The 18906-nt window shown below is 73.3% G+C and carries 20 protein-coding genes; 12 read left to right on the forward strand and 8 right to left on the reverse strand.

From position 1 onward, the window contains the following. Window positions 1–11 precede the first annotated feature (11 nt). Window positions 12–539 (forward strand): ankyrin repeat domain-containing protein, encoded by a 528-nt coding sequence (locus ACN28A_RS38340; RefSeq protein ID WP_421403958.1) that lies wholly within the window; start codon window positions 12–14, stop codon window positions 537–539. Window positions 540–559: 20 nt separating this feature from the next. On the opposite strand, the gene ACN28A_RS38345 is transcribed toward ACN28A_RS38340, so the two are convergent. Continuing rightward, on the reverse strand, window positions 560–1246 hold the full coding sequence (locus ACN28A_RS38345) for a hypothetical protein (protein WP_421403960.1): 687 nt from the start codon (window positions 1244–1246) through the stop codon (window positions 560–562). Continuing rightward, window positions 1243–1887, reverse strand: a complete 645-nt coding sequence (locus tag ACN28A_RS38350) for a hypothetical protein (RefSeq protein ID WP_421403961.1) — start codon at window positions 1885–1887, stop codon at window positions 1243–1245. Before ACN28A_RS38350 ends, ACN28A_RS38345 begins: the two co-directional genes overlap by 4 nt. 54 nt (window positions 1888–1941) lie before the next feature. On the opposite strand from ACN28A_RS38350, the gene ACN28A_RS38355 reads away from it, so the two are divergent. The 3 genes from ACN28A_RS38355 to ACN28A_RS38365 all read left to right on the forward strand — a co-directional run bounded on the left by ACN28A_RS38355 (window position 1942) and on the right by ACN28A_RS38365 (window position 6214). Beyond that, the gene (locus ACN28A_RS38355) at window positions 1942–2169 is read left to right on the forward strand and encodes a hypothetical protein (protein WP_421403962.1); all 228 of its coding nucleotides are present in this window, start codon (window positions 1942–1944) and stop codon (window positions 2167–2169) included. 179 nt (window positions 2170–2348) lie between these two features. Continuing rightward, window positions 2349–5153, forward strand: coding sequence for an aconitate hydratase (locus ACN28A_RS38360; RefSeq protein WP_421403964.1), 2805 nt, complete (start codon window positions 2349–2351; stop codon window positions 5151–5153). Between the two features lie 278 nt (window positions 5154–5431). Then, window positions 5432–6214, forward strand: coding sequence for a TIGR03089 family protein (locus tag ACN28A_RS38365; RefSeq protein WP_421403966.1), 783 nt, complete (start codon window positions 5432–5434; stop codon window positions 6212–6214). Window positions 6215–6281: 67 nt separating this feature from the next. Here the strand turns inward: ACN28A_RS38365 and ACN28A_RS38370 are convergent, their stop codons facing one another. After that, window positions 6282–7238, reverse strand: coding sequence for a nucleoside-diphosphate kinase (locus ACN28A_RS38370; RefSeq protein ID WP_421403968.1), 957 nt, complete (start codon window positions 7236–7238; stop codon window positions 6282–6284). Window positions 7239–7244: 6 nt separating this feature from the next. Next, window positions 7245–7889: a hypothetical protein gene (locus ACN28A_RS38375; protein ID WP_421403970.1), complete on the reverse strand. Its 645-nt coding sequence runs from the start codon at window positions 7887–7889 to the stop codon at window positions 7245–7247. Between the two features lie 293 nt (window positions 7890–8182). Here ACN28A_RS38375 and ACN28A_RS38380 point away from each other — a divergent pair, with 293 nt between their 5' ends. Then, window positions 8183–8428, forward strand: a complete 246-nt coding sequence (locus tag ACN28A_RS38380; RefSeq protein WP_278062972.1) for a DUF2630 family protein — start codon at window positions 8183–8185, stop codon at window positions 8426–8428. Between the two features lie 4 nt (window positions 8429–8432). Here ACN28A_RS38380 and ACN28A_RS38385 read toward each other — a convergent pair whose 3' ends face one another. The 3 genes from ACN28A_RS38385 to ACN28A_RS38395 all read right to left on the reverse strand — a co-directional run bounded on the left by ACN28A_RS38385 (window position 8433) and on the right by ACN28A_RS38395 (window position 11279). Beyond that, window positions 8433–9383: a serine protein kinase RIO gene (locus tag ACN28A_RS38385; protein WP_421403972.1), complete on the reverse strand. Its 951-nt coding sequence runs from the start codon at window positions 9381–9383 to the stop codon at window positions 8433–8435. A gap of 265 nt (window positions 9384–9648) precedes the next feature. Continuing rightward, window positions 9649–10293, reverse strand: coding sequence for an HAD family hydrolase (locus ACN28A_RS38390; RefSeq protein ID WP_421403973.1), 645 nt, complete (start codon window positions 10291–10293; stop codon window positions 9649–9651). A gap of 83 nt (window positions 10294–10376) precedes the next feature. Continuing rightward, complete coding sequence (locus ACN28A_RS38395) at window positions 10377–11279, reverse strand: carbon-nitrogen hydrolase family protein (protein ID WP_421403975.1); 903 nt, start codon at window positions 11277–11279, stop codon at window positions 10377–10379. A 72-nt stretch (window positions 11280–11351) separates the two neighbouring features. Here ACN28A_RS38395 and ACN28A_RS38400 point away from each other — a divergent pair, with 72 nt between their 5' ends. The 7 genes from ACN28A_RS38400 (at window position 11352) to mug (ending at window position 16944) form a co-directional block, all read left to right on the forward strand. Further along, on the forward strand, window positions 11352–12149 hold the full coding sequence (locus tag ACN28A_RS38400) for a thioesterase family protein (RefSeq protein WP_421403976.1): 798 nt from the start codon (window positions 11352–11354) through the stop codon (window positions 12147–12149). 103 nt (window positions 12150–12252) lie between these two features. Beyond that, window positions 12253–12831: a TetR/AcrR family transcriptional regulator gene (locus tag ACN28A_RS38405; protein WP_421403978.1), complete on the forward strand. Its 579-nt coding sequence runs from the start codon at window positions 12253–12255 to the stop codon at window positions 12829–12831. Window positions 12832–12955: 124 nt separating this feature from the next. Next, the gene (locus ACN28A_RS38410; protein WP_421403980.1) at window positions 12956–13888 is read left to right on the forward strand and encodes a TIGR04222 domain-containing membrane protein; all 933 of its coding nucleotides are present in this window, start codon (window positions 12956–12958) and stop codon (window positions 13886–13888) included. A gap of 22 nt (window positions 13889–13910) precedes the next feature. Next, a complete protein-coding gene (locus tag ACN28A_RS38415; RefSeq protein WP_421403982.1) occupies window positions 13911–14924 on the forward strand; it encodes a DUF692 domain-containing protein in 1014 nt (337 codons plus the stop codon). A 1-nt stretch (window position 14925) separates the two neighbouring features. Next, a complete protein-coding gene (locus tag ACN28A_RS38420) occupies window positions 14926–15450 on the forward strand; it encodes a hypothetical protein (RefSeq protein WP_421403983.1) in 525 nt (174 codons plus the stop codon). A gap of 10 nt (window positions 15451–15460) precedes the next feature. Beyond that, window positions 15461–16222 (forward strand): SDR family oxidoreductase, encoded by a 762-nt coding sequence (locus tag ACN28A_RS38425; RefSeq protein ID WP_421403985.1) that lies wholly within the window; start codon window positions 15461–15463, stop codon window positions 16220–16222. A gap of 107 nt (window positions 16223–16329) precedes the next feature. Beyond that, window positions 16330–16944 carry a G/U mismatch-specific DNA glycosylase gene (gene mug, locus ACN28A_RS38430; protein ID WP_421403987.1) on the forward strand — a complete coding sequence of 205 codons (615 nt, stop codon included), beginning with the start codon at window positions 16330–16332 and terminating at the stop codon, window positions 16942–16944. Here mug and ACN28A_RS38435 read toward each other — a convergent pair. Continuing rightward, the gene (locus tag ACN28A_RS38435) at window positions 16910–18865 is read right to left on the reverse strand and encodes an ABC transporter ATP-binding protein (RefSeq protein ID WP_421404883.1); all 1956 of its coding nucleotides are present in this window, start codon (window positions 18863–18865) and stop codon (window positions 16910–16912) included. The genes mug and ACN28A_RS38435 overlap by 35 nt on opposite strands. Between the last annotated feature and the right edge of the window lie 41 nt (window positions 18866–18906).

Genomic DNA, 18906 nt, shown 5'->3' on the forward strand with positions numbered 1-18906 from the left:
ACCCTGGCCGGGTGCGGAAACGACGGCCGAAGCGACCCGGAACGGGACGGCGCACGGCACCCGAAGCGCGGCGGCACCCGACGCCCGAAGCGCGGCGGCGCAGGAAGCTCGGGTCACGCCGGCAGAAGGCGATCGGCAGGCGGCGGCGCAAGAAGCTCGGCAGGCGGCTCGCCGACGCGATCCTCCGGGACGACCTGCCGGCGGTGGTCGGGCTGCTGGCCGCCGGTGCCGATCCGGACGCGGCCACCCCGGACGGCAGCACCCCGCTGTACCGGGCGGCCGTGCAGGGACTGGCTCCGGTCGTCCGGCTGCTGCTCGCCGCCGGGGCGGCACCGGACACCGAGAGCGGGCACGGCGACGAGGGCACCCCGCTGACCGGCGCGGCGGCCTGGGGGCACACCGAGGTGGTACGCGCCCTGCTGGCGTACGGCGCCGACCCGGAGCGCCGGGAGGACGCCGGCACCGGGGCCAGCGCCCTGGACTGGGCGCTCCGGGGCGGCCACCCGGAAACCGTCGGGCTGCTCCGGGCGGCCACCTGATCCGGGCCTGGTCGGGCCGGCTACCAGATCTCGCAGGCCCGACCGTTGACGGTGCAGCTGATCGGCCGCTCGCCGTCGCCCCACCGTTCGAACTGGAAGCGCAACGGGTCGGAGCGCCCGCCGGCCAGCGGCGCGCCGCTGCGGAAGATCCACCTCCCGTCGTCGCGGTCCACCGAGGGCCGGGGTGCATTGTCGACCCATACCGCCCGCAGGTCGTCGACCTCGCGCGGGAAGCGCAGTTCCACGGTCCAGGACCGGGCGGAGCCGGCGGGGTTCCGGATCAGCACCTCGGCGATGAACGAGTCCCGGAAGTCGGCGTGCACCCGGTAGCGGCCGGTCAGCGCGGGCTCGGCCGGCTTCGGCGTGGCGGTGGTCGGCCGGGCCCGCGGCGGCGCGCTGCGGGGCGGCGCGGCACGGGACGCCTCCGGCTTGTCGCCGCCGGGCCCCGAGCTGGGTGGCGGGGTACGGGAGCCGGGGGTCGGCGACGCGGCCGGGTTCGCCGGGTCGGTCCCGGAGGCGAGCGCGGACGGGGTCGAGCCGGGCGCGAACGGCCAGTCCGGATCGGGTGCCCCGGAGGTGCGCCGGTCACCGGTGAGATAGCCGGTGGCGAAGGCGAACAGCATCGTCATCACCAGCACCCCGGCCAGTACGACGATCCAGGGTGCCGCCGCCAGCCAACGCGGTCGGGTCGGGTCGGAGGTGCTCACCGAGCCGGGATCCGCACCGAGATCTCGTCGCCGAGCCGCCGTCCGGCGGAGAGTTCCAGGTCGTCACCGCTCCAGAACCGGCCCGGGTCGTACCAGTTGGGCCGGCGACCGGCCGGGAGCAGCCCCATTGCCTGGTACGTCGCCGCGACGACCTCGGCGCAGTACGCCGTCTCCAGTGTGCTGTCGCTCGGCCGGCGGCGTACGGCGGGTGCCCGGCCGCGCAGCCACCGCCAGGCGAGCTGGGCGGTGGACGGGAACGGCGTTCCGTCCAGGCGGGCGATGGTACGCAGCACCGCGTTCTCCATCTCGTCGTCGGCCGTCGGTTCGAGTTGCCGCAGCCAGCCGCGCTGACCGTACCGGGTTCCCCAGACCCGGACCGCGTCCCGCAGGTCGTGCAGCTGCACACCCCGGTGGTGACCGCCGGACCACATGTCGGGCAGCGACCGGCCGAGTTCGGCGTGCCACATTAACGGCGGCAGGTCCTCGACGACCACGGACATTCCGACATGGTTCACCGGGCTGTTCGTGGTGAACTGGATCGCCCGATCCGGCACGCTGCGCCCCCGGAAGACCCAGACGTCACCGGTACGGGTCAGCTCGACCGCCTCGTCGAGGCTGAGTTCGGTGCGCTCCTCGGCCATCGCCCCCACCTCGGTCCGCCGGGCCGTTCCCGGCCTGGCGACTACCCTAGGCGGATGCGTTGGTGGAAGGTAATCGGCGTGGCGAGCGTCGTCGGGGTGGCCGCCACCGGGGTGGTGCTGGCCCGGGCCGAGCGGCGACGCCGGGCGTACACCCCGGAACAGATCCGGGACCGGCTGCGGGAACGGCACGCGGCCGCGGTCGACGGCGTGACTTCCAGCGACGGCGGCCCGACCGACGGCGGCCCGACCGACGACCCGGGCAGATCCGCCGGCTCGCGGTAATCGCGCGCCGTCGGGTTCCGACCGGCTGACCGGCGCTCCGGCATCCGGACGGGCTTGCGTTTATAACAAGACGGACGTACGGTTTTGTTGACTCGAACAGACGCCGGTAAGGGTTACCTGAGCCGGGCGCCCAGGTAATGGGTAGGAAAGACTGCGGTACGGGCCGGGACGAAGACAGCGTGAAGGAGTACGACGTGGCGAGCCTCGACACCTTCGGTGCGAAGAGCCAGCTACGCGTCGCAGACGCGAGCTACGAGATTTTCAAGATCAATACGGTACCCGGGCACGAGCGCCTGCCGTACAGCCTGAAGATCCTGCTGGAGAACCTGCTCCGCACCGAGGACGGCGCGAACATCACCGCCGAGCACATCCGGCAGCTCGGCGACTGGGACCCGGACGCCGAGCCGAGCGTGGAGATCCAGTTCACTCCGGCCCGGGTGCTGATGCAGGACTTCACCGGGGTGCCCTGCGTGGTCGACCTGGCCACCATGCGGGAGGCGGTCCGCGAGCTGGGCGGCGACCCGACGAAGGTCAACCCGCTGGCTCCGGCCGAGCTGGTGATCGACCACTCGGTGATCGCCGACCTCTTCGGCCGGCAGGACGCCTTCGTCCGCAACGTCGAGCTGGAGTACGGCCGCAACAGGGAGCGCTACCAGTTCCTCCGCTGGGGCCAGAGCGCCTTCAACGAGTTCAAGGTCGTGCCGCCCGGCACCGGCATCGTGCACCAGGTCAACATCGAGTACCTGGCCCGGACGATCATGGAGCGCGGCGGCCAGGCGTACCCGGACACCGTCGTCGGTACCGACTCGCACACCACGATGGTCAACGGCCTCGGCGTGCTCGGCTGGGGCGTCGGCGGCATCGAGGCCGAGGCCGCGATGCTCGGCCAGCCGGTGAGCATGCTCATCCCCCGGGTCGTCGGCTTCAAGCTGCACGGCGAGGCGCCGGCCGGCACCACCGCCACCGACCTGGTGCTGACCATCACCGAGATGCTCCGCAAGCACGGCGTGGTCGGCAAGTTCGTCGAGTTCTACGGCCCGGGCGTGAGCGCGGTGCCGCTGGCCAACCGGGCCACCATCGGCAACATGTCCCCGGAGTACGGCTCCACGGTGGCGATCTTCCCGATCGACGAGGAGACGGTCCGCTACCTGAAGCTGACCGGGCGCTCGGAGCAGCAGGTCGCACTTGTCGAGGCGTACGCCAGGGAGCAGGGGCTGTGGCACGACCCGGCCGCCGAGCCCGACTACAGCGAGCGGCTCGAACTCGACCTCTCCACCATCGAGCCGTCGCTGGCCGGCCCGAAGCGCCCGCAGGACCGGGTGCCGCTGGGCAACGCCAAGACGCTGTTCCGGTCCGCCCTTGTCGACTACGTCGGTGACGGCGGCAACGGCACGCGCGGCCCGGCCGACGAGGCGAGCGAGGAGTCCTTCCCGGCCAGCGACCCGCCGGCCAACGACGTCAACGACCCGGCCGACGCGCCGCGCGACCTGGTCTCGGCCGCCACCGGGGCGAAGGGCCGGGCCAGCAGTCCGGTACGCGTCACCGGCGACGACGGCGCGGAGTACGAGCTGGACCACGGCGCCGTGGTGATCGCCGCGATCACCTCCTGCACGAACACCTCCAACCCGCAGGTGATGATCGGCGCCGCCCTGCTGGCCCGCAACGCCGTCGACCGGGGGCTGTCCCGCAAGCCGTGGGTGAAGACCACCCTGGCCCCTGGCTCCAAGGTGGTGATGGACTACTACGAGCGGGCCGGCCTCACCCCCTACCTGGAGAAGCTCGGCTTCCACCTGGTCGGCTACGGATGCACCACCTGCATCGGCAACTCCGGCCCGCTGCCCGAGGAGGTCTCGGCGGCGGTCAACTCGCACGACCTGTCGGTGGTCTCGGTGCTGAGCGGCAACCGGAACTTCGAGGGCCGGATCAACCCGGACGTCAAGATGAACTACCTGGCGTCCCCGCCGCTGGTGGTGGCGTACGCGCTGGCCGGCACGATGGACATCGACCTGGCCAACGAGCCGATCGACACCGGCGCCGACGGTCAGCCGGTCTACCTGCGGGACATCTGGCCCAGCTCGGCCGAGATCGACGACGTGATCGCGAGCGCGCTGCGCAGCGAGATGTTCACCAAGGACTACGCCGACGTCTTCGCCGGGGACGAGCAGTGGCGTTCGCTGCCGACCCCGGAGGGCGACACCTTCGCCTGGGACGGCGAGTCGACGTACGTGCGCAAGCCGCCGTACTTCGAGGGGATGGAGCCGGAGCCGACGCCGGTGCGGGACATCGCCGGCGCCCGGGTGCTGGCCAAGCTCGGCAACTCGGTCACCACCGACCACATCTCGCCGGCCGGCTCGATCAAGGCCGACTCCCCCGCCGGGAAGTACCTGGCCGAGCACGGGGTGGCCCGGCACGAGTTCAACTCGTACGGGTCGCGGCGCGGCAACCACGAGGTGATGATCCGGGGCACCTTCGCCAACATCCGGCTGCGCAACCAGCTCGTGCCGGGGGTGGAGGGCGGCTTCACGGTCAACCACCTGACCGGCGAGCAGACCTCGATCTACGACGCCTCGGTGGCGTACCAGGAGGCGGGTGTCCCGCTGGTGATCCTGGCCGGCACCGAGTACGGCTCCGGCTCGTCCCGGGACTGGGCGGCGAAGGGCACGATGCTGCTCGGGGTACGGGCGGTGATCGCCCAGTCGTACGAGCGGATCCACCGGTCGAACCTGATCGGGATGGGTGTGCTGCCGTTGCAGTACCCGGCCGACACCGACGCGGAGTCGTTGGGGCTGACCGGCACCGAGACGTTCTCGATCAGCGGGGTGACCGCGCTGAACGACGGCCAGATCCCGCGCACCGTCCGGGTCAGCACGGACACCGGGGTCGAGTTCGACGCGGTGGTCCGGATCGACACCCCGGGCGAGGCGGATTACTACCGGCACGGCGGCATCCTGCGCTACGTGCTGCGCAAGATGCTGACCGCCTGATCGGCTGACCGCCTGATCGTCGGCCGAACAGCACACCGCCGGGCCGGTCGTCCCCAGTCGGGGGTGGCCGGCCCGCCGCGTGGCGATCCGCTGCCCGGTCGCCGGGCTGTGCCCGCTTGCCGGGACCGGACCCGGTTGCCGGGGTCGGGCGGTATATGCCCGACGAGCGTGATACCACCAGGCATCAGGATGACAGTGTGGTATCACTGGCAACTGGGACCTTCCGGCCCGCTGGCCGGGCAGGCACCCGAACGGGTACGAGACGAGGGGGGCCGGAAATGCGGCAGAGTTCGACCCGGGCCGGCGGCGTGCCGGCGCTCTTCGCCTCCACGCTGGCGGCGGAGCCGGTCCGGCCGCTACTCACCTACTACGACGACGCCACCGGGGAACGCACCGAACTCTCCGCCGAGGCGCTGGCCGGCTGGGTGGCCCGGACGGCGAACCTGCTGCTGCACGGCTGCGGACTCGGCATCGGCGCGCGGGCCGCGGTGCTGCTGCCGCCACACTGGCAGACCGCCGCCGTACTGCTCGGCACCTGGTCGGCCGGGGTGTCGGTGAGCTTCCACGGCCTCGCCACCGCCGGGCTGCCCGCGCTCGGCCCGGGAGTCGAGGAGCCGTTCGACGTCACGTACGCCGCACTGCCCCGGATCGGCGACTGGCTCGACCACGTGCCCGAGGCGGAGCACCGGTTCGTGCTGGGCCTCGCCCCGGACGCCGCACCGCTGGCCGCGCCGCCGGCCGGCTACCGCGACTACCTCACCGAGGTACGCGGCCACGACGCCGACCTGCGGCCGTACGTGCCGCTGCACCCCGACGACGCGGCCAGTGTCGACGGCACCAGCTATGCCGAGTGGGGCCGGCTGGCCCGGTTGATGGCGACGGATCTGTACGGCCTGCGCCCCGGCGACCGGGTACTCGTGGACGCCGCCGAGCACGAGCACCCGGTGAAGTGGCTGCTGGCGCCGCTGGCCGCCGGCGCCTCGGTGGTGCTCTGCGCCAACCTCGACCCGGACCGCGTCGAGCGGCGCACCCGGGAGGAACGGGTGACCCGGATGCTGTGACCGCCCGGCAGCCCGAGCCGTGGTCGGGCAGCCGTGGTCAGCCGGGCCGTGGTCAGCCGGGCCGTGGTCAGGGCGCCGTGGAGGTGTCCGGCAGCAGGCTGGTCGCCCCGGGCACGTACGGGTCGAGCAGGTGGGTGGCGAGGACGATCCGCTGCCACCGGCTGACCGGTACCCCGCTGGCGTCGGCCAGCCGCACCACCGTCCGCCAGTCCCGGGAACAGCGGGCCCGGATCCGGCCGATCAGCGACAGCAGCTCGCCGGCCGACGTACCCGGAGCACGCCGGCAGCGCTCCTCGGCCGCCTCGGCCAGCTCGCCGAGCGTCCGGTCGAGTTCGAGGTCCACCTCCGGGGTGGCCGCCTCCAGCCGGTCGACCAGGGCGAACGCCTCCGACCGGCCGTCCGGGGCCGGGCCGGTCGACCCGCCGAGGGTGCGCCGGTAGAGGCCGGTCCGGGTCTCGTGGTTGCAGAGCACCGCCAACTCCCGGAGCAGGTCGGCCGGCTCGTCGGCGGCGTGCACCAGGTTGAGCTGGTAGTTGAAGCTGCCGACGTCGTAGCGGAGCTGCCCGGGACGGCAGCGGACCGGGTCGGCCGGCCCCTTGGCGGTGCTGAGCAACAGCGACGCCGGCTCGGGGCGGCCGGGCAGCGCGAGCAGCAGGAGCAGGCACTCGCAGGCCGTGACGTAGAGGTCGGCGGCGTCCCGCCGGTCCCGGCTGGCGGCGTTCAGCCCGTACTGCCACAGCGCCCGTACGCCGTGCCGGTCGATCGTCACCGTCGCCGCCCAGACGATGCTGAAGCCGTACGCCAGCACCCAGCGCAGCACCGGAGCGAGCCGGCGGCTGACCACGGCGTCCGGTTTCAGCAGCAGCAGCGCGTGGTCGTGGCAGAACTCCTCGACCCGGCCGGCACCGACGGAGAGCAGGTCCTCGAAGCTCTCCCGGAAGTACGTGTCGACCGCGTAGAGGGACCGCTTCCGGGGAAGCGTCGACAGGAAGGCGGGAATCTCCTGGGCGCCGGGGGTGGCCATCGCGGGTCACTCACGCAGTTCCGCGGCTCGCCGGCCGACCTCTCCCGGGCTGAGCAGCTCGCCGTCGAGCACCACGCCGACGAAGTTGTCCAGCGGGATGTGCTCGAAGACCGGCGCACCGAGGCGGGCGAAGACGGGCCCGGGGACCAACTTCAGCGCGCTGGTGACGATCAGGGTGGGCAGCTGTTCGGCCAGTTCCCGGGTACCCCGGATGTTGAGCACGGTGTCCGGACCGATCGCGTCGGCTCCGGCCAGCGCCACCGCCGGCTCGCCGCTGCGCAGCGAATCCGGAAGCTGGGCCAGGATCTGCTTGACGATCGAACTGCTGGGCGCGTAGGTGACCGGGACGCCCTGCTCGCCGACCCAGGTCACCGCCGCCTTCACGGTGTTCTCCACCGCGTGGTCCAGCTCGGCCCGGATCCGGCGCAGCTCCTCGGCCGGCTCGGCGGAGCGTACCGCGTTGGCGATGTGCCACATCGGTGCGTAGCCGGGCAGCCGGGCGGTCAGGAAGTCCGTCGCGTCGGCCGCCGCGGCGGGATCGTCGATCAGCTCGAGCAGACCCTGGATCACCAGCCGGGCCACTCCGGTGGCCCCGGCCGTGGTGACCGTGACAGCCTCGCGGAGCGATGTCGGCAACGTAGCTTGGTCCATGTGCGGGCTCTTTCCGTTCCGGGTCTGGTCCTCTGAGGACAGGACTACTTCCCCGGCATCGAGAGTGTCCGATCTAGGGACATCCCGGCACCGAGTTTGGTAGTTCATATCAAACGGACACCCCGCCCGGAGCCGAATGACCAAATGGCAGCAACCGTAACCGCCCGACGACGCGCGGTGCGGCACGCGGTGCGGAAGCCGGGAGCCCGACGCACCGAACGCGCGGTCGGCCGTCGGTCCTGGTCGGCCCGGATGGCGGGCGGCAGGTTCGACGCTGTGCCAGGATCCTGGGCATGGACGACAGGACGATTCTGAGCCGGATCACCGAGCTGGTCGACGAGGAGCACCGGCTCCGCAACCACGCCCAGCAGGTGGAGAACTCGACCGACGAGGACCGGACCCGGCTGCGGGAGCTGGAGGAGTCGCTCGACCAGTGCTGGGACCTGCTCCGGCGGCGCCGGGCCGCCCGGCAGGCCGGCAACGACCCGGACACCACCGGTGCCCGCAGCGTGAACGAGGTCGAGAAGTACCTCCAGTGAACCGTCAGCCGACTCCTGCCTCCCGGAGCAGTTGACCGGTCAGCACGTCCGGGTCGACCAGCTCGCCCGGAAGTCCGCGCGCGGCGAACCACGCGGCCACCACCCGTACGTCCCGGGCCAGGAACTCGCGTCCGCTCGGGTTGGCCACCACGTCCACCACCTGCGGCAGGTCGATCAGCACCAGCCGCTCCCCGTGCACGAGCAGGTTGTACGGCGACAGGTCACCGTGCGCCAACCCGGCCCGGGCCAGTACGACGAGCGCGTCGACGAGCTGGTCCCAGAGCCGGCGCAGCGGCACCGGGTCGGGCCGGAGCTGGGCCAGCCGGGGCGCCGCCTCCCCCTGCACCGGATCGCCGACGAACTCGAGCATCAGCTCCGTCCCGTTCAACTGCACCGGGTACGGCACGGCGACGCTGCCCAGGTCCCGCCCCAGCTCCCAGAGCCGGCTCAGCGCGGCGAACTCGGCGGCCGCCCACTGGCCGGCGATCATCTGCCGGCCGAACGCGGTACGGCCGGCCATCGCCCGGTTCTCCCGGGACCGGCGTACCCGCCGCCCTTCCAGATAGCCGGCGTCCCGGTGGAAGAGCCGGTGTTCGGGCTCGCGGTAGCGCTTGGCGGCGAGCAGGCAACTGCGGTCGGTCGCCGGCACGGCCCGGCGGACCAGGTGCACGTCCGCCTCCTTGCCGGTCTTCAGCACACCCAGTTCGGTGTCGGTGGCGGCCAGCTCGGTGACCAGCCAGTCAGGGTACGGCTCCGGCCCGTGCACCGCCTGGTCCCAGCTCGACCAGCGGTCCCCGACGTCGGGAACGTCGGTGTCGGCGTTGGTGTCGAACGCGGCCGCGGTGGCGTGCCGGTGCCGTTTCAGGAAGCGCGGCTCGTCGTCGTCGAACCGGCGGGTGGTGCGACCGCCACGAGGGCGGGCCGAACCGGAATAATCGTCGTGATCGCGTGGCACTGGAGGAATCCTTCGGTCGAGTCGGAAGAAGACAGGCGGGAGCGCAGCACAACGACAGCCACAGTCACTCCTCCTTCCGCTCGGCCGGACTGATGCCCGGAATGCGATACGACAAGCGAGGGCCAGGCAGGGCCCTCCGACGCGCAATGCTCGCCCGCCCCAACCCGCCGGTCAACCGAATTACCGCTCCGAGCACCGCGAGCCGGCGACGACGGCGATCCGCCGGTGCTCCGCGGCGGCACGGGTCCGTCGGGGCGGGCCGGACTCAGGCCGCGAGTACCGTGGCGACGGCGGCGATCAGCCCGTCCACGGTCTTGGTCGGGGCGTACCGGCGCTCCATCCAGCGGCGGCCCCGGTGCAGCCAGACGCTGGGCAACCCGACAGCGGTGGCGCCGCCGATGTCCGCCTCCGGGCTGTCCCCCACCATCCAGGCACCGCGCAGCCGCATCCGGGCCCGTTCGGCGGCCAGGGTGAAGATCCTGGGGTTCGGTTTGCTGACCCCGACCTCCTCGGAGATCACCCAGTCGGCGAGGTAACGGTCCAGGCCGGTACGCCGGATCTTCATGTCCTGGAGCCGCTCGGTGCCGTTGGTGACCGCCACCGGCACCCAGCCGGCCTCGTCGGCGATCCGCAGGGCGCAGGCGACGAGCGGATCGAGCCGGGTGTACTCCACCACTCCCTCGTGCAGCGCCTCGACCAGGTCGATCGAGGGGATCCGGAGGCGGTAGCGGTCCCGGATCGCGTCGGCCACGTCCCAGCGGTTCGTCAGGCCGTCGGCGTCGACCGAAAGAAGCCAGTCGATGTCGCTCTCGGGCGCTCCGATCTCGGCCAGGAACCCCTGCGCCCAGGTCCGGAACGGACCCGCCCGGTCCAGCAGAGTGTTGTCCAGATCGAGGAGCAACAGCGGCACTTGCGCACAGTACGGGACGGACCCGGTCGGACAACAGTCCCAGCATGTAAACAGCCCGGGTTGTCCGAGCTGACGACAGGCGGTCAGCCGGTCAACAGGTGCCGTTTCCCACCCTGGCCGGGCAGCCGCTCGGCGAGCATCCGGTGCGCGTCGCGTACCCGGTGCAATTCGGCCGGGTCGAACCGGGCGACGACGACGGCGACGCCGGTGTCCGGGCCCCGGTCCAGCGTCCGGCCCTCCGGGTCGTGGATCGCCGCACCGCCGTTGAACCGCCACGGCGCCGGGCCGCCGACCGCGTTGGCGAAGACCACGTACATGGTGTTGTCCAGCGCGCGGGCCCGGTAGTAGAGGTCACGGCGGTGTTCGGAGCCGACCAGGTAGCCGCTCGGGCAGAGGTAGCCGTGTGCACCGTCGTCCGCCGCCGCCCTGCCGTGCTCGGGAAAGCAGCCGTCGTAGCAGACCCCGAGGCCGAGCCGCCAGCCGTCGACAAGCAGGGTGGCGCCGCGACTGCCGGGGGTGAACAGGGCGTTCTCGTCCGGGCCCCAGAGGTGCTGCTTGGCATAGCCGGCGTCGGCCCGGCCCGCGCCGTCCACCACCAGCGCCGAGCAGGTCCGCCGGCCGTCCGGGTGCCGGACCGCCGCGCCGACCACGACCACCACCCGGCGGTCCCGGGCCACCTCGCGCAGCGGATCGAGCCGGGGATCGGCCACCTCGCCGTCGTGCCCGGCCAGCACGTCGGTGCCGGCCGGGTCGCCGGCCAGCGTCGGCGGGTGGTACGCCGGCAGGAACAGCTCGGGAAGCACGACGACCCGGGCACCGCAGTCGGCGGCCCGCGCGACCAGCCGGGCGGCGGAGACCGCGTTGCCGGCCACGTTCCCGGGTTCGGACTCGGCCTGGACCGCGGCGACCCGCAGGCCCACGTCCGGCAGGGCCGCCAGGGCGGCGTCCGGCGTGGCCGCCAGGGCGGCGGGGGTGGTCTGCGTCACGGGCGCGATGGTAGTCGACCGGGACACCCGGTCCGATCTTGCGAACCTGCCGCCGGGGAGGAGAATCGGCCCGTGCCCGACGCCTTCTACCTGCCTACCGACGACCCCGACCGGTACCTCTGCACCCCGGCGACCGAGGGACCGTGGAGCAGCGGGCTGCAACACGGCGGACCGCCGTGCGCGCTGCTGACCCGGGCCGTGGAACGGACACCGAGTTCGCTGGACGGGCCGGCCCAGGTCAGCCGGATCACCGTCGAGTTCCTCGGCGCGGTGCCGGTCGACGAGGTCACCGTACGGGCCGCCGTGGCCCGGTCGGGACGCTCGGTCGAACTGGTCGAGGCCGAACTGCACGCCGCCGGGCGGGTGGCGTTGCGGGCCCGGGTGTGGCGGATCCGGCGCACCCCGGTCGAGCTGCCCGTCGAGGTGACCGGCGCCGCCGTGCCGCCGCCGCCCCGACCGGCCGAGCCGTCCCGGTTCACCGAGCCCCGCTGGCAGATCGGCTACCTGCGGGCGATCGACTGGCGGTTCGTGGCGGGACACTTCGAGCGCCCCGGCCCGGCGTCGGCCTGGGCGCGGCAGCGGATCCCGCTGGTGGCCGGCGAGGAGCCGAGCCCGCTGCAACGGGTCGCCCTGCTCGCCGACTCCGGCAACGGGCTGAGCCGGCTGCTGGAGATGGAACGGTGGTGGTTCATCAACACCGAGCTGACCGTGCACCTGCACCGGCAGCCGAGCGACGACTGGCTGCACGTCTCGGCCGCCACCACCCTGGACGGGCAGGGGTCGGGGCTGGCCGAGACGGTGCTCTCCGACGCCGCCGGGCCGCTGGGCCGGGGCGCCCAGGCGCTGATGGTCGGCCGCCGGTCCGGCTGAGACTGCCGGTCCGGCTGAGACCGCCGGGGCGGCGTGGGTCGGGGGGCAACCCAAGACGTACGTACGGATTGCATGCCGGGTCGTCGCCTGGCACCATCGGATGGTGCCCAGGGTAAGCCAGAACCAGCTCGACGCCCGCCGCCAGGAGATCCTCGGTGCGGCGCGGGCCTGCTTCGCCCGGCACGGCTACGAGGGCGCCACGGTACGCCGGCTCGAAGAGGCGACCGGGCTCTCCCGAGGAGCGATCTTCCACCACTTCCGGGACAAGGACTCCCTCTTCCTCGCCGTCGCCGAGGACGACGCGGCCGCCATGGTCAGCACGGTGGCCCGCAACGGCCTGGTGCAGGTCATGCGCGACCTGCTGGCCGGCGCCACCTCGCCGGACACCACCGGCTGGCTGGGCAGTCAACTGGAGGTGTCCCGGCGGCTGCGCACCGATCCCGAGTTCGCGAAGCGCTGGGCCGAACGCTCGGCGAGTCTCGCCGAGGCCACCCGGGAGCGGCTGGCCCGGCAGCGGGACGCCGGAGTGCTCCGCGACGACGTACCGATCGAGACGCTGGCCCGCTTCCTGGAACTGGCCTACGACGGGCTGGTACTGCAACTGGCGATGGCCCGGCCGGCCGGCGACCTGGGCCCGGTGCTGGACCTGGTGGAGGAGGCGGTCCGCCGGCCGGGCCGGTGAGCCCGTTCGCCCGATGCGGGCCGGGCCGCCCTGTCGGAAGGTTTACGCAACCGCGACCGGAGCGACTGGCGTAGCGGATCCACAATGGTGGCAGTCCGACCTCCGTACGCCTGGAGTCACCCCGATGGACGAGCTGCTAGCGGTACGGGCCGAGACCTGGGGTGTCCCCGGGCCGGTCTTCCTGACCCTCTATCTCACGATCGCCGGACTGATCCTGCTCGGCACCCTGGCGCACCGGGTGGTCGGGTTCGCCGGCCGCCGACCGGCCGGCGCCGAGCGGCACCACCCCGTCGAACTCGCCTGGCTCGCCGGCGGCGACCAGCTCGCCCTGCACGCCACGCTCGGCGGGCTGCGTGCCGCCGGTGCGGTCGGCACGGCGGAGCGGCACCGGCTGGCCCAGACCGGGCCGTTGCCGTTCCGGGCCACCCGGCTGGACGCCGCCGTGCACCGGGCGGCCGGCCAGGGGATACCCGGACGGGCGCTCGGCAACGACCCGCAGGTCCGTACCGCCCTCGCCGACCTCCGGGCCGACCTGGTGCGCAGCGGGCTCGCGCTGCCCGACTCGGCCCGACCGGCCGGCCGGGTCGGGCCGGTGCTGCTGCTCGGGCTGGTGGCGGTCGGTCTGGCCCGGCTGGTCTCCGGGCTGGCCGCCGACCGGCCGGTCGGCTATCTCGTGCTGAGCCTGGTGCTGCTGGCTCCGACCGGCGTGGTGCTGCTCTGCGCGGTCCCCCGCCAGACCCGGGCGGCGAAGGCCCTGTTGCGCGACCTGCGGCGGCAGCACCAGTACCTCGCGCCCCGGCACTCGCCGGCCTACGCCACCTACGGCCCGGCCGGTGCCGCGCTCGGCGTCGCGCTCTTCGGCACGGCCGCACTCGTCGCGTTCGACCCGGGGTTCGCGGTCGAGGCCGAGGTACAGCGCGCGATGACCGCGTCGACGGCGGGCAGCAGCGGCTGGACGACCGCCGGCACCGGCGGCGGATCCGGCGACAGCTCCGGCGGCGGTGACGGTGGGGGTGGCTGCGGGGGCGGCTGCGGCGGCTGTGGCTGCGGCGGATGACCACGAGCGGAGGAGACCGCCGATGACGACCGGAGAAAGCCGCCCGGCCCGGAGGAGCGCGGTCGGCGGCCCGCCGCCAGAAGACCGCGGTGGCATCCCGACGCCAGAAGACCGCGGTGGCATCCCGACGTCGGGGATTGGCATCCCGGCTTCCGGGATTGGCGGCCCGGCGTCGGGAAGCAGCGGCCCGCCGCCGGACGGCTGGGACGGCGTTCCGGCACCGGACGGCGACTACGGCGTCGGGATCGGCTGGCGGCCCGAGATCGCGGGCTTCGTCGCGGAACTTCCCGGACTGCGCTTCGTCGAGGTGATCGCCGAGTCGATCCCCGCCGCCGGGCCGCCACCGGGGCTGGCCGAGCTGCGCAGCCGTGGTGTGACGGTGGTGCCGCACGGAGTACGGCTCTCCCTCGGTGGCGCCGACCCGGTCGAGCCGGCCCGGGTACGCCAGTTCGCCCGCGCCGCCGAGCTGCTCGACGCGCCGCTGGCCAGTGAACACATCGCCTTCGTCCGGGCCGGCGGGGTCGAGGCGGGGCACCTGCTGCCGTTGCCGCGTACCCGGGAGGCGGTCGACGCGGTGGTCGCCAACGTGGCCCGGGTACGGGCCGAACTGCCCGTCCCGCTGGCCCTGGAGCCGATCGCCGCCATCTTCGACTGGCCGGACGACGAGCTGGACGAGGCGGATTTCCTCACCGAGATCCTGGACCGCAGCGGCGCGCTGCTGCTGCTCGACATCGCCAACGTCTACGCCAACGCCCGCAACCGGGGCGCCGACCCGCTCGACCTGCTCGACCGGCTGCCGCTGGACCGGATCGGCTACGTACACGTCGCGGGCGGGGCGGCGAGCGACGGGATCTACCACGACACGCACACCGATCCGGTCCCGCCGGAGGTGCTGGAGCTGGTCGCCGAACTCTGCGCCCGGCACCGGCCGCCGGCACTGCTGTTGGAACGGGACGGGCACTACCCGCCGGCCGCGGCGCTGCGCGCGGAACTCGACGCGATCGCCGCCGCCGCCGGCTGTCCGGCGGTGACCTGAGGTGACCGACCGGAGCAGTCGTCCGCCGGGCCTGCCGCGGCAGTCGGCCGGAACGCTTGCCGACCGGCAGGCCGCACTGGTCGCCGCACTGGTCGCCGGGGCACCGCTGCCGCCGGGCTTCGACGCCCGGCGGGTCGGGGTGGCCCGGTCGGCGCTGCTGCACAAGCGCTCGGCTGAGGTGGCCCGGCAGTGGCCGCTGCTCGCCGCCGGGCACGGCCGGAACTGGCGGGCCGTCTTCGCGGCCTGGGCGGCGCAGCGGCCGACCTCGGGCTCGGTCCGGGACGGCTGGGACCTGGCCCGGCAGTTGGCCGCCGAGCGGGCGCTGCCGGCGCCGGCCGCCGAGGAACTCGCGGTCCGGGAGGCCGGCTGGCGGTACGACGGCCGCACCCCGCCCCGGCGCCGCCGGCTGCCGGCGCTGCGCCGGGCCGGAAACGTGCTGGTGGTGCAGGTCGCCGGCCGGGTACGGGTGTGGCGGGTACCCGGCCGCCGCGACCCGAAGATCGACTGGTCGCCGTCCGGGTCATAGGATCCGTTCCATGGATCTCGGACTCGCCGACCGGGTGTACGTGTTGACCGGCGCATCGAAGGGACTCGGCCTCGCCACCGCACGCGCCCTGGTGGCCGACGGCGCCCGGGTGGTGGTCTCGGCCCGGGATCCGGAGCAGGTGGCCACGGCGGCGGAACAGCTCGGCCCGGCCGACCGGGTGCTGGGACTTCCCGCCGACCTGGCCAGTCCGGACACCCCGGCCCGGCTGGTGGGGACCGCCCTGGAGCGGTTCGGCCGGCTCGACGGTGGGCTCGTCTCGGTCGGCGGGCCGCCGCACGGAAGCGCCGCCCAGGCCACCGACGCGCAGTGGCGGGACTCCTTCGAGACCATCTTCCTCGGCACGGTCCGGACGGCCCGGACGATCGCGGCGGCCCTGCCCACCGGCGGCGCGCTGGCCCTGGTGCTCTCCAACTCGGCCCGGTCACCGATCCCGGGACTCGGCATCTCCAACGGGTTGCGGCCGGGACTGGCCGGGGTGGCCAAGGACATGTCCGACGAGTACGGCCCGCGCGGCGTACGGGTGGTCAGCCTGTTGCCGGGCCGGATCCTCACCGACCGCAACCGGGAACTCTTCGCCGCCAGCGGAGATCCGGAACGCGCCCGCGCCGACGCCGAGGCGGCGATTCCGCTGCGCCGGATCGGTGACCCGGACGAGTTCGGCCGGGTGGCCGCGTTCGTGCTCTCCCCCGCCGCCAGCTATCTGACCGGGGTCAGCATCCCGGTCGACGGCGGCGCGCTGCGCGGTCTCTGACCCGCCCTGCTCTCAGCACGCACCCCTGCCCTCGCCCGCCGCGGCCGGAGCGCCGTTCCGGGCCGGTCCGTTCCGGGCCGCTGCCGGCCGGATAGAGTTGCCAGCCGATGTCCTCGGAGGTGATCGTCATCGCAAGGCCACCCCGTCCCACCCCGGCCGAGGTGGCGGCGGCGACCGACCGGCAGCTCCCCGACCTGATCGCCCCGGACCTGGACGTACTCTTCTGCGGGATCAACCCCGGCCTCTACTCGGCCGCCACCGGCTGGCACTTCGCCCGGCCCGGTAACCGGTTCTGGCCGGCCCTGCACCACGGCGGCTTCACACCGCACCTGGTCGATCCGGCCGACCAGGCCGAACTGCTCGGTCACCGGCTCGGCATCACAAACCTGGCGGCCCGGGCCAGTGCGCGGGCCGACGAGTTGAGCCGGGACGAACTCGTGGCGGGCGGCCGGCTGCTGGTCGGCAAGGTGCGCCGCTACCGGCCGCGCTGGGTGGCGGTACTCGGGGTGACCGCGTACCGGACGGCGTTCGAACGGCGTACTGCGCGGATCGGCCGGCAACCGGAGACGCTCGGCGGGGCCCGGTTGTGGGTGCTGCCGAATCCGAGCGGGCTGAACGCGCACTTCACCGCTGCCGGGCTGGCCGCCGAGTTCGCGGCGCTGCGGGCGGCGACCCTGGAGGAGTCGGTCAGACCGGGTCGTAGTCGGGACGCGGCATCGTGATCACCGGCTCGGGGCCGACCGCGTCGACGTACGGCTTCGGGGAGTCGACGACGGCGAACTGCGTCCGGTACAGCTCGGCGTAGAGACCGCCGACGGCGACCAGCTCGTCGTGCCGGCCCCGCTCCACGATCCGGCCGCCGTCCAGCACCAGGATCTGGTCGGCCTCGCGTACGGTCGAGAGCCGGTGCGCGATAACCAGCGCCGTACGCCCGGTCAGCGCCACCGAGAGCGCCCGCTGCACCGCCGCCTCCGACTCGGAGTCGAGGTGTGCGGTCGCCTCGTCGAGGATCACGATCGACGGGGCCTTGAGCAGCAGCCGGGCGATGGCGATGCGCTGCTTCTCGCCGCCGGAGAACCGGTAGCCGCGCTCGCCGACCATGGTCTCCAGCCCGTCCGGCAGCGAGCGGACCAGCTCCGCCACCTGGGCGCCGCGCAGAGCTTCCCAGAGTTCGTCGTCGGTCGCGTCCGGCTTGGCGTAGCGCAGGTTCTCGGCGATCGTCTCGTGGAACAGGTGCGAGTCCTGGGTGACCACGCCGATAGCGTCGCGCAGCGAGTCGAGGGTGGCGTCCCGGACGTCGACGCCGCCGACCCGGACCGCCCCGTCGGTGACGTCGTAGATCCGGGAGACAAGCATCGAGGTGGTGGACTTGCCGGCTCCGGAGGGGCCGACCAGCGCCACCATCTGACCTGGTTCGACGGTGAACGAGACGCCGCGCAGCACCGGCTCGTTGACCGTACGCTCCAGGGTGGCGACCTCCTCCAGCGAGGCCAGCGACACCTCGGCGGCGCTCGGGTAGCGGAACCGCACGTCGTCGAACTCCAGCCGGCCGGCGCCGCGCGGGATCGGCGCCGCGTCCGGCTTCTCGGCGATCGACGGGGTCAGGTCGAGCACCTCGAAGACCCGGTCGAAGGAGACCAGCGCGCTCATCACGTCCACCCGGACGTTGGAGAGCGCGGTGAGCGGGCCGTAGAGGCGGGTGAGCAGCAGGGCGAGCGTGACCACCGTGCCGGCGCTGACGTTGCCCTGCACCGCGAGCCAGCCGCCGAGGCCGTAGGTGAGCGCCTGGGCCAGCGAGGCGACCAGCAGCATCGCCACGAAGAAGGTGCGGGAGTACATCGCGGACTGGATGCCGATGTCGCGGACCCGCTCGGCCCGGTCGCCGAAGCGCCGCGCCTCCACCTCGGGCCGGCCGAAGAGCTTGACCAGCAGTGCGCCGGCCACTCCGAACCGCTCGGTCATGGTGGCGTTCATCTTGGCGTCGAGGTCGTAGGACTCCCTGGTGATCTCGGCCAGCCGGCGGCCGACCCGGCGGGCCGGGATGATGAAGATCGGCAGCAGTACCAGGGAGAGTGCGGTGATCTGCCAGGAGAGCGTGAACATGACGGCGGCGGTGAGCACCAGCTGGATGATGTTGCTGACCACCCCGGAGAGGGTGCTGGTGAAGGCCCGCTGCGCGCCGGTCACGTCGTTGTTGATCCGGCTGACCAGCGCCCCGGTCTGGGTCCGGGTGAAGAACTGCAGCGGCATCCGCTGGACGTGGTCGTAGACCCGGGTCCGCAGGTTGAGGATGATCCCCTCGCCGATCCGGGCCGAGTACCAGCGTTGAGCCAGCGAGAGCAGTGCGTCGGCCACCGCCAGGCCGGCGATCACCAGGGCCAGCCGGATCACCAGACCGGCCGCGTCCGAGCCGCCCCGGGAGATGGCGTTGATCACGTCTCCGGCGAGGACCGGGGTGGCCACCCCGATGATCGCGGCGAGCACGACCGTGACCAGGAACACCGCGATGTCGCGCCGGTAGGGCCGGGCGAACTCGACCACCCGGCGGACGCTGCGCCGGGTCACCCGGTGCGCGGTCACCTCGTCCCGGTTGCGCAACGAACGCAGCATGTTCCAACCGCCCATGCTGGCACCGCCACCCATCGGGTTCACCACACGCGACCTCCCAGTCGTCCTCGACGACT

The sequence above is a fragment of the Plantactinospora sp. WMMB782 genome (assembly GCF_049179135.1).
In the GTDB taxonomy this organism is placed as follows: domain Bacteria; phylum Actinomycetota; class Actinomycetes; order Mycobacteriales; family Micromonosporaceae; genus Plantactinospora.

Coding starts and splice junctions, on each gene's coding strand:
- ACN28A_RS38350 (WP_421403961.1), bottom strand. CDS start 1,887: ATGGCCGAGGAGCGCACCGAACTCAGCCTCGACGAGGCGGTCGAGCTG.
- ACN28A_RS38355 (WP_421403962.1), top strand. CDS start 1,942: ATGCGTTGGTGGAAGGTAATCGGCGTGGCGAGCGTCGTCGGGGTGGCC.
- ACN28A_RS38365 (WP_421403966.1), top strand. CDS start 5,432: ATGCGGCAGAGTTCGACCCGGGCCGGCGGCGTGCCGGCGCTCTTCGCC.
- ACN28A_RS38370 (WP_421403968.1), bottom strand. CDS start 7,238: ATGGCCACCCCCGGCGCCCAGGAGATTCCCGCCTTCCTGTCGACGCTT.
- ACN28A_RS38375 (WP_421403970.1), bottom strand. CDS start 7,889: ATGGACCAAGCTACGTTGCCGACATCGCTCCGCGAGGCTGTCACGGTC.
- ACN28A_RS38380 (WP_278062972.1), top strand. CDS start 8,183: ATGGACGACAGGACGATTCTGAGCCGGATCACCGAGCTGGTCGACGAG.
- ACN28A_RS38410 (WP_421403980.1), top strand. CDS start 12,956: ATGGACGAGCTGCTAGCGGTACGGGCCGAGACCTGGGGTGTCCCCGGG.
- ACN28A_RS38415 (WP_421403982.1), top strand. CDS start 13,911: ATGACGACCGGAGAAAGCCGCCCGGCCCGGAGGAGCGCGGTCGGCGGC.
- ACN28A_RS38425 (WP_421403985.1), top strand. CDS start 15,461: ATGGATCTCGGACTCGCCGACCGGGTGTACGTGTTGACCGGCGCATCG.
- mug (WP_421403987.1), top strand. CDS start 16,330: ATGTCCTCGGAGGTGATCGTCATCGCAAGGCCACCCCGTCCCACCCCG.
- ACN28A_RS38435 (WP_421404883.1), bottom strand. CDS start 18,865: ATGGGTGGCGGTGCCAGCATGGGCGGTTGGAACATGCTGCGTTCGTTG.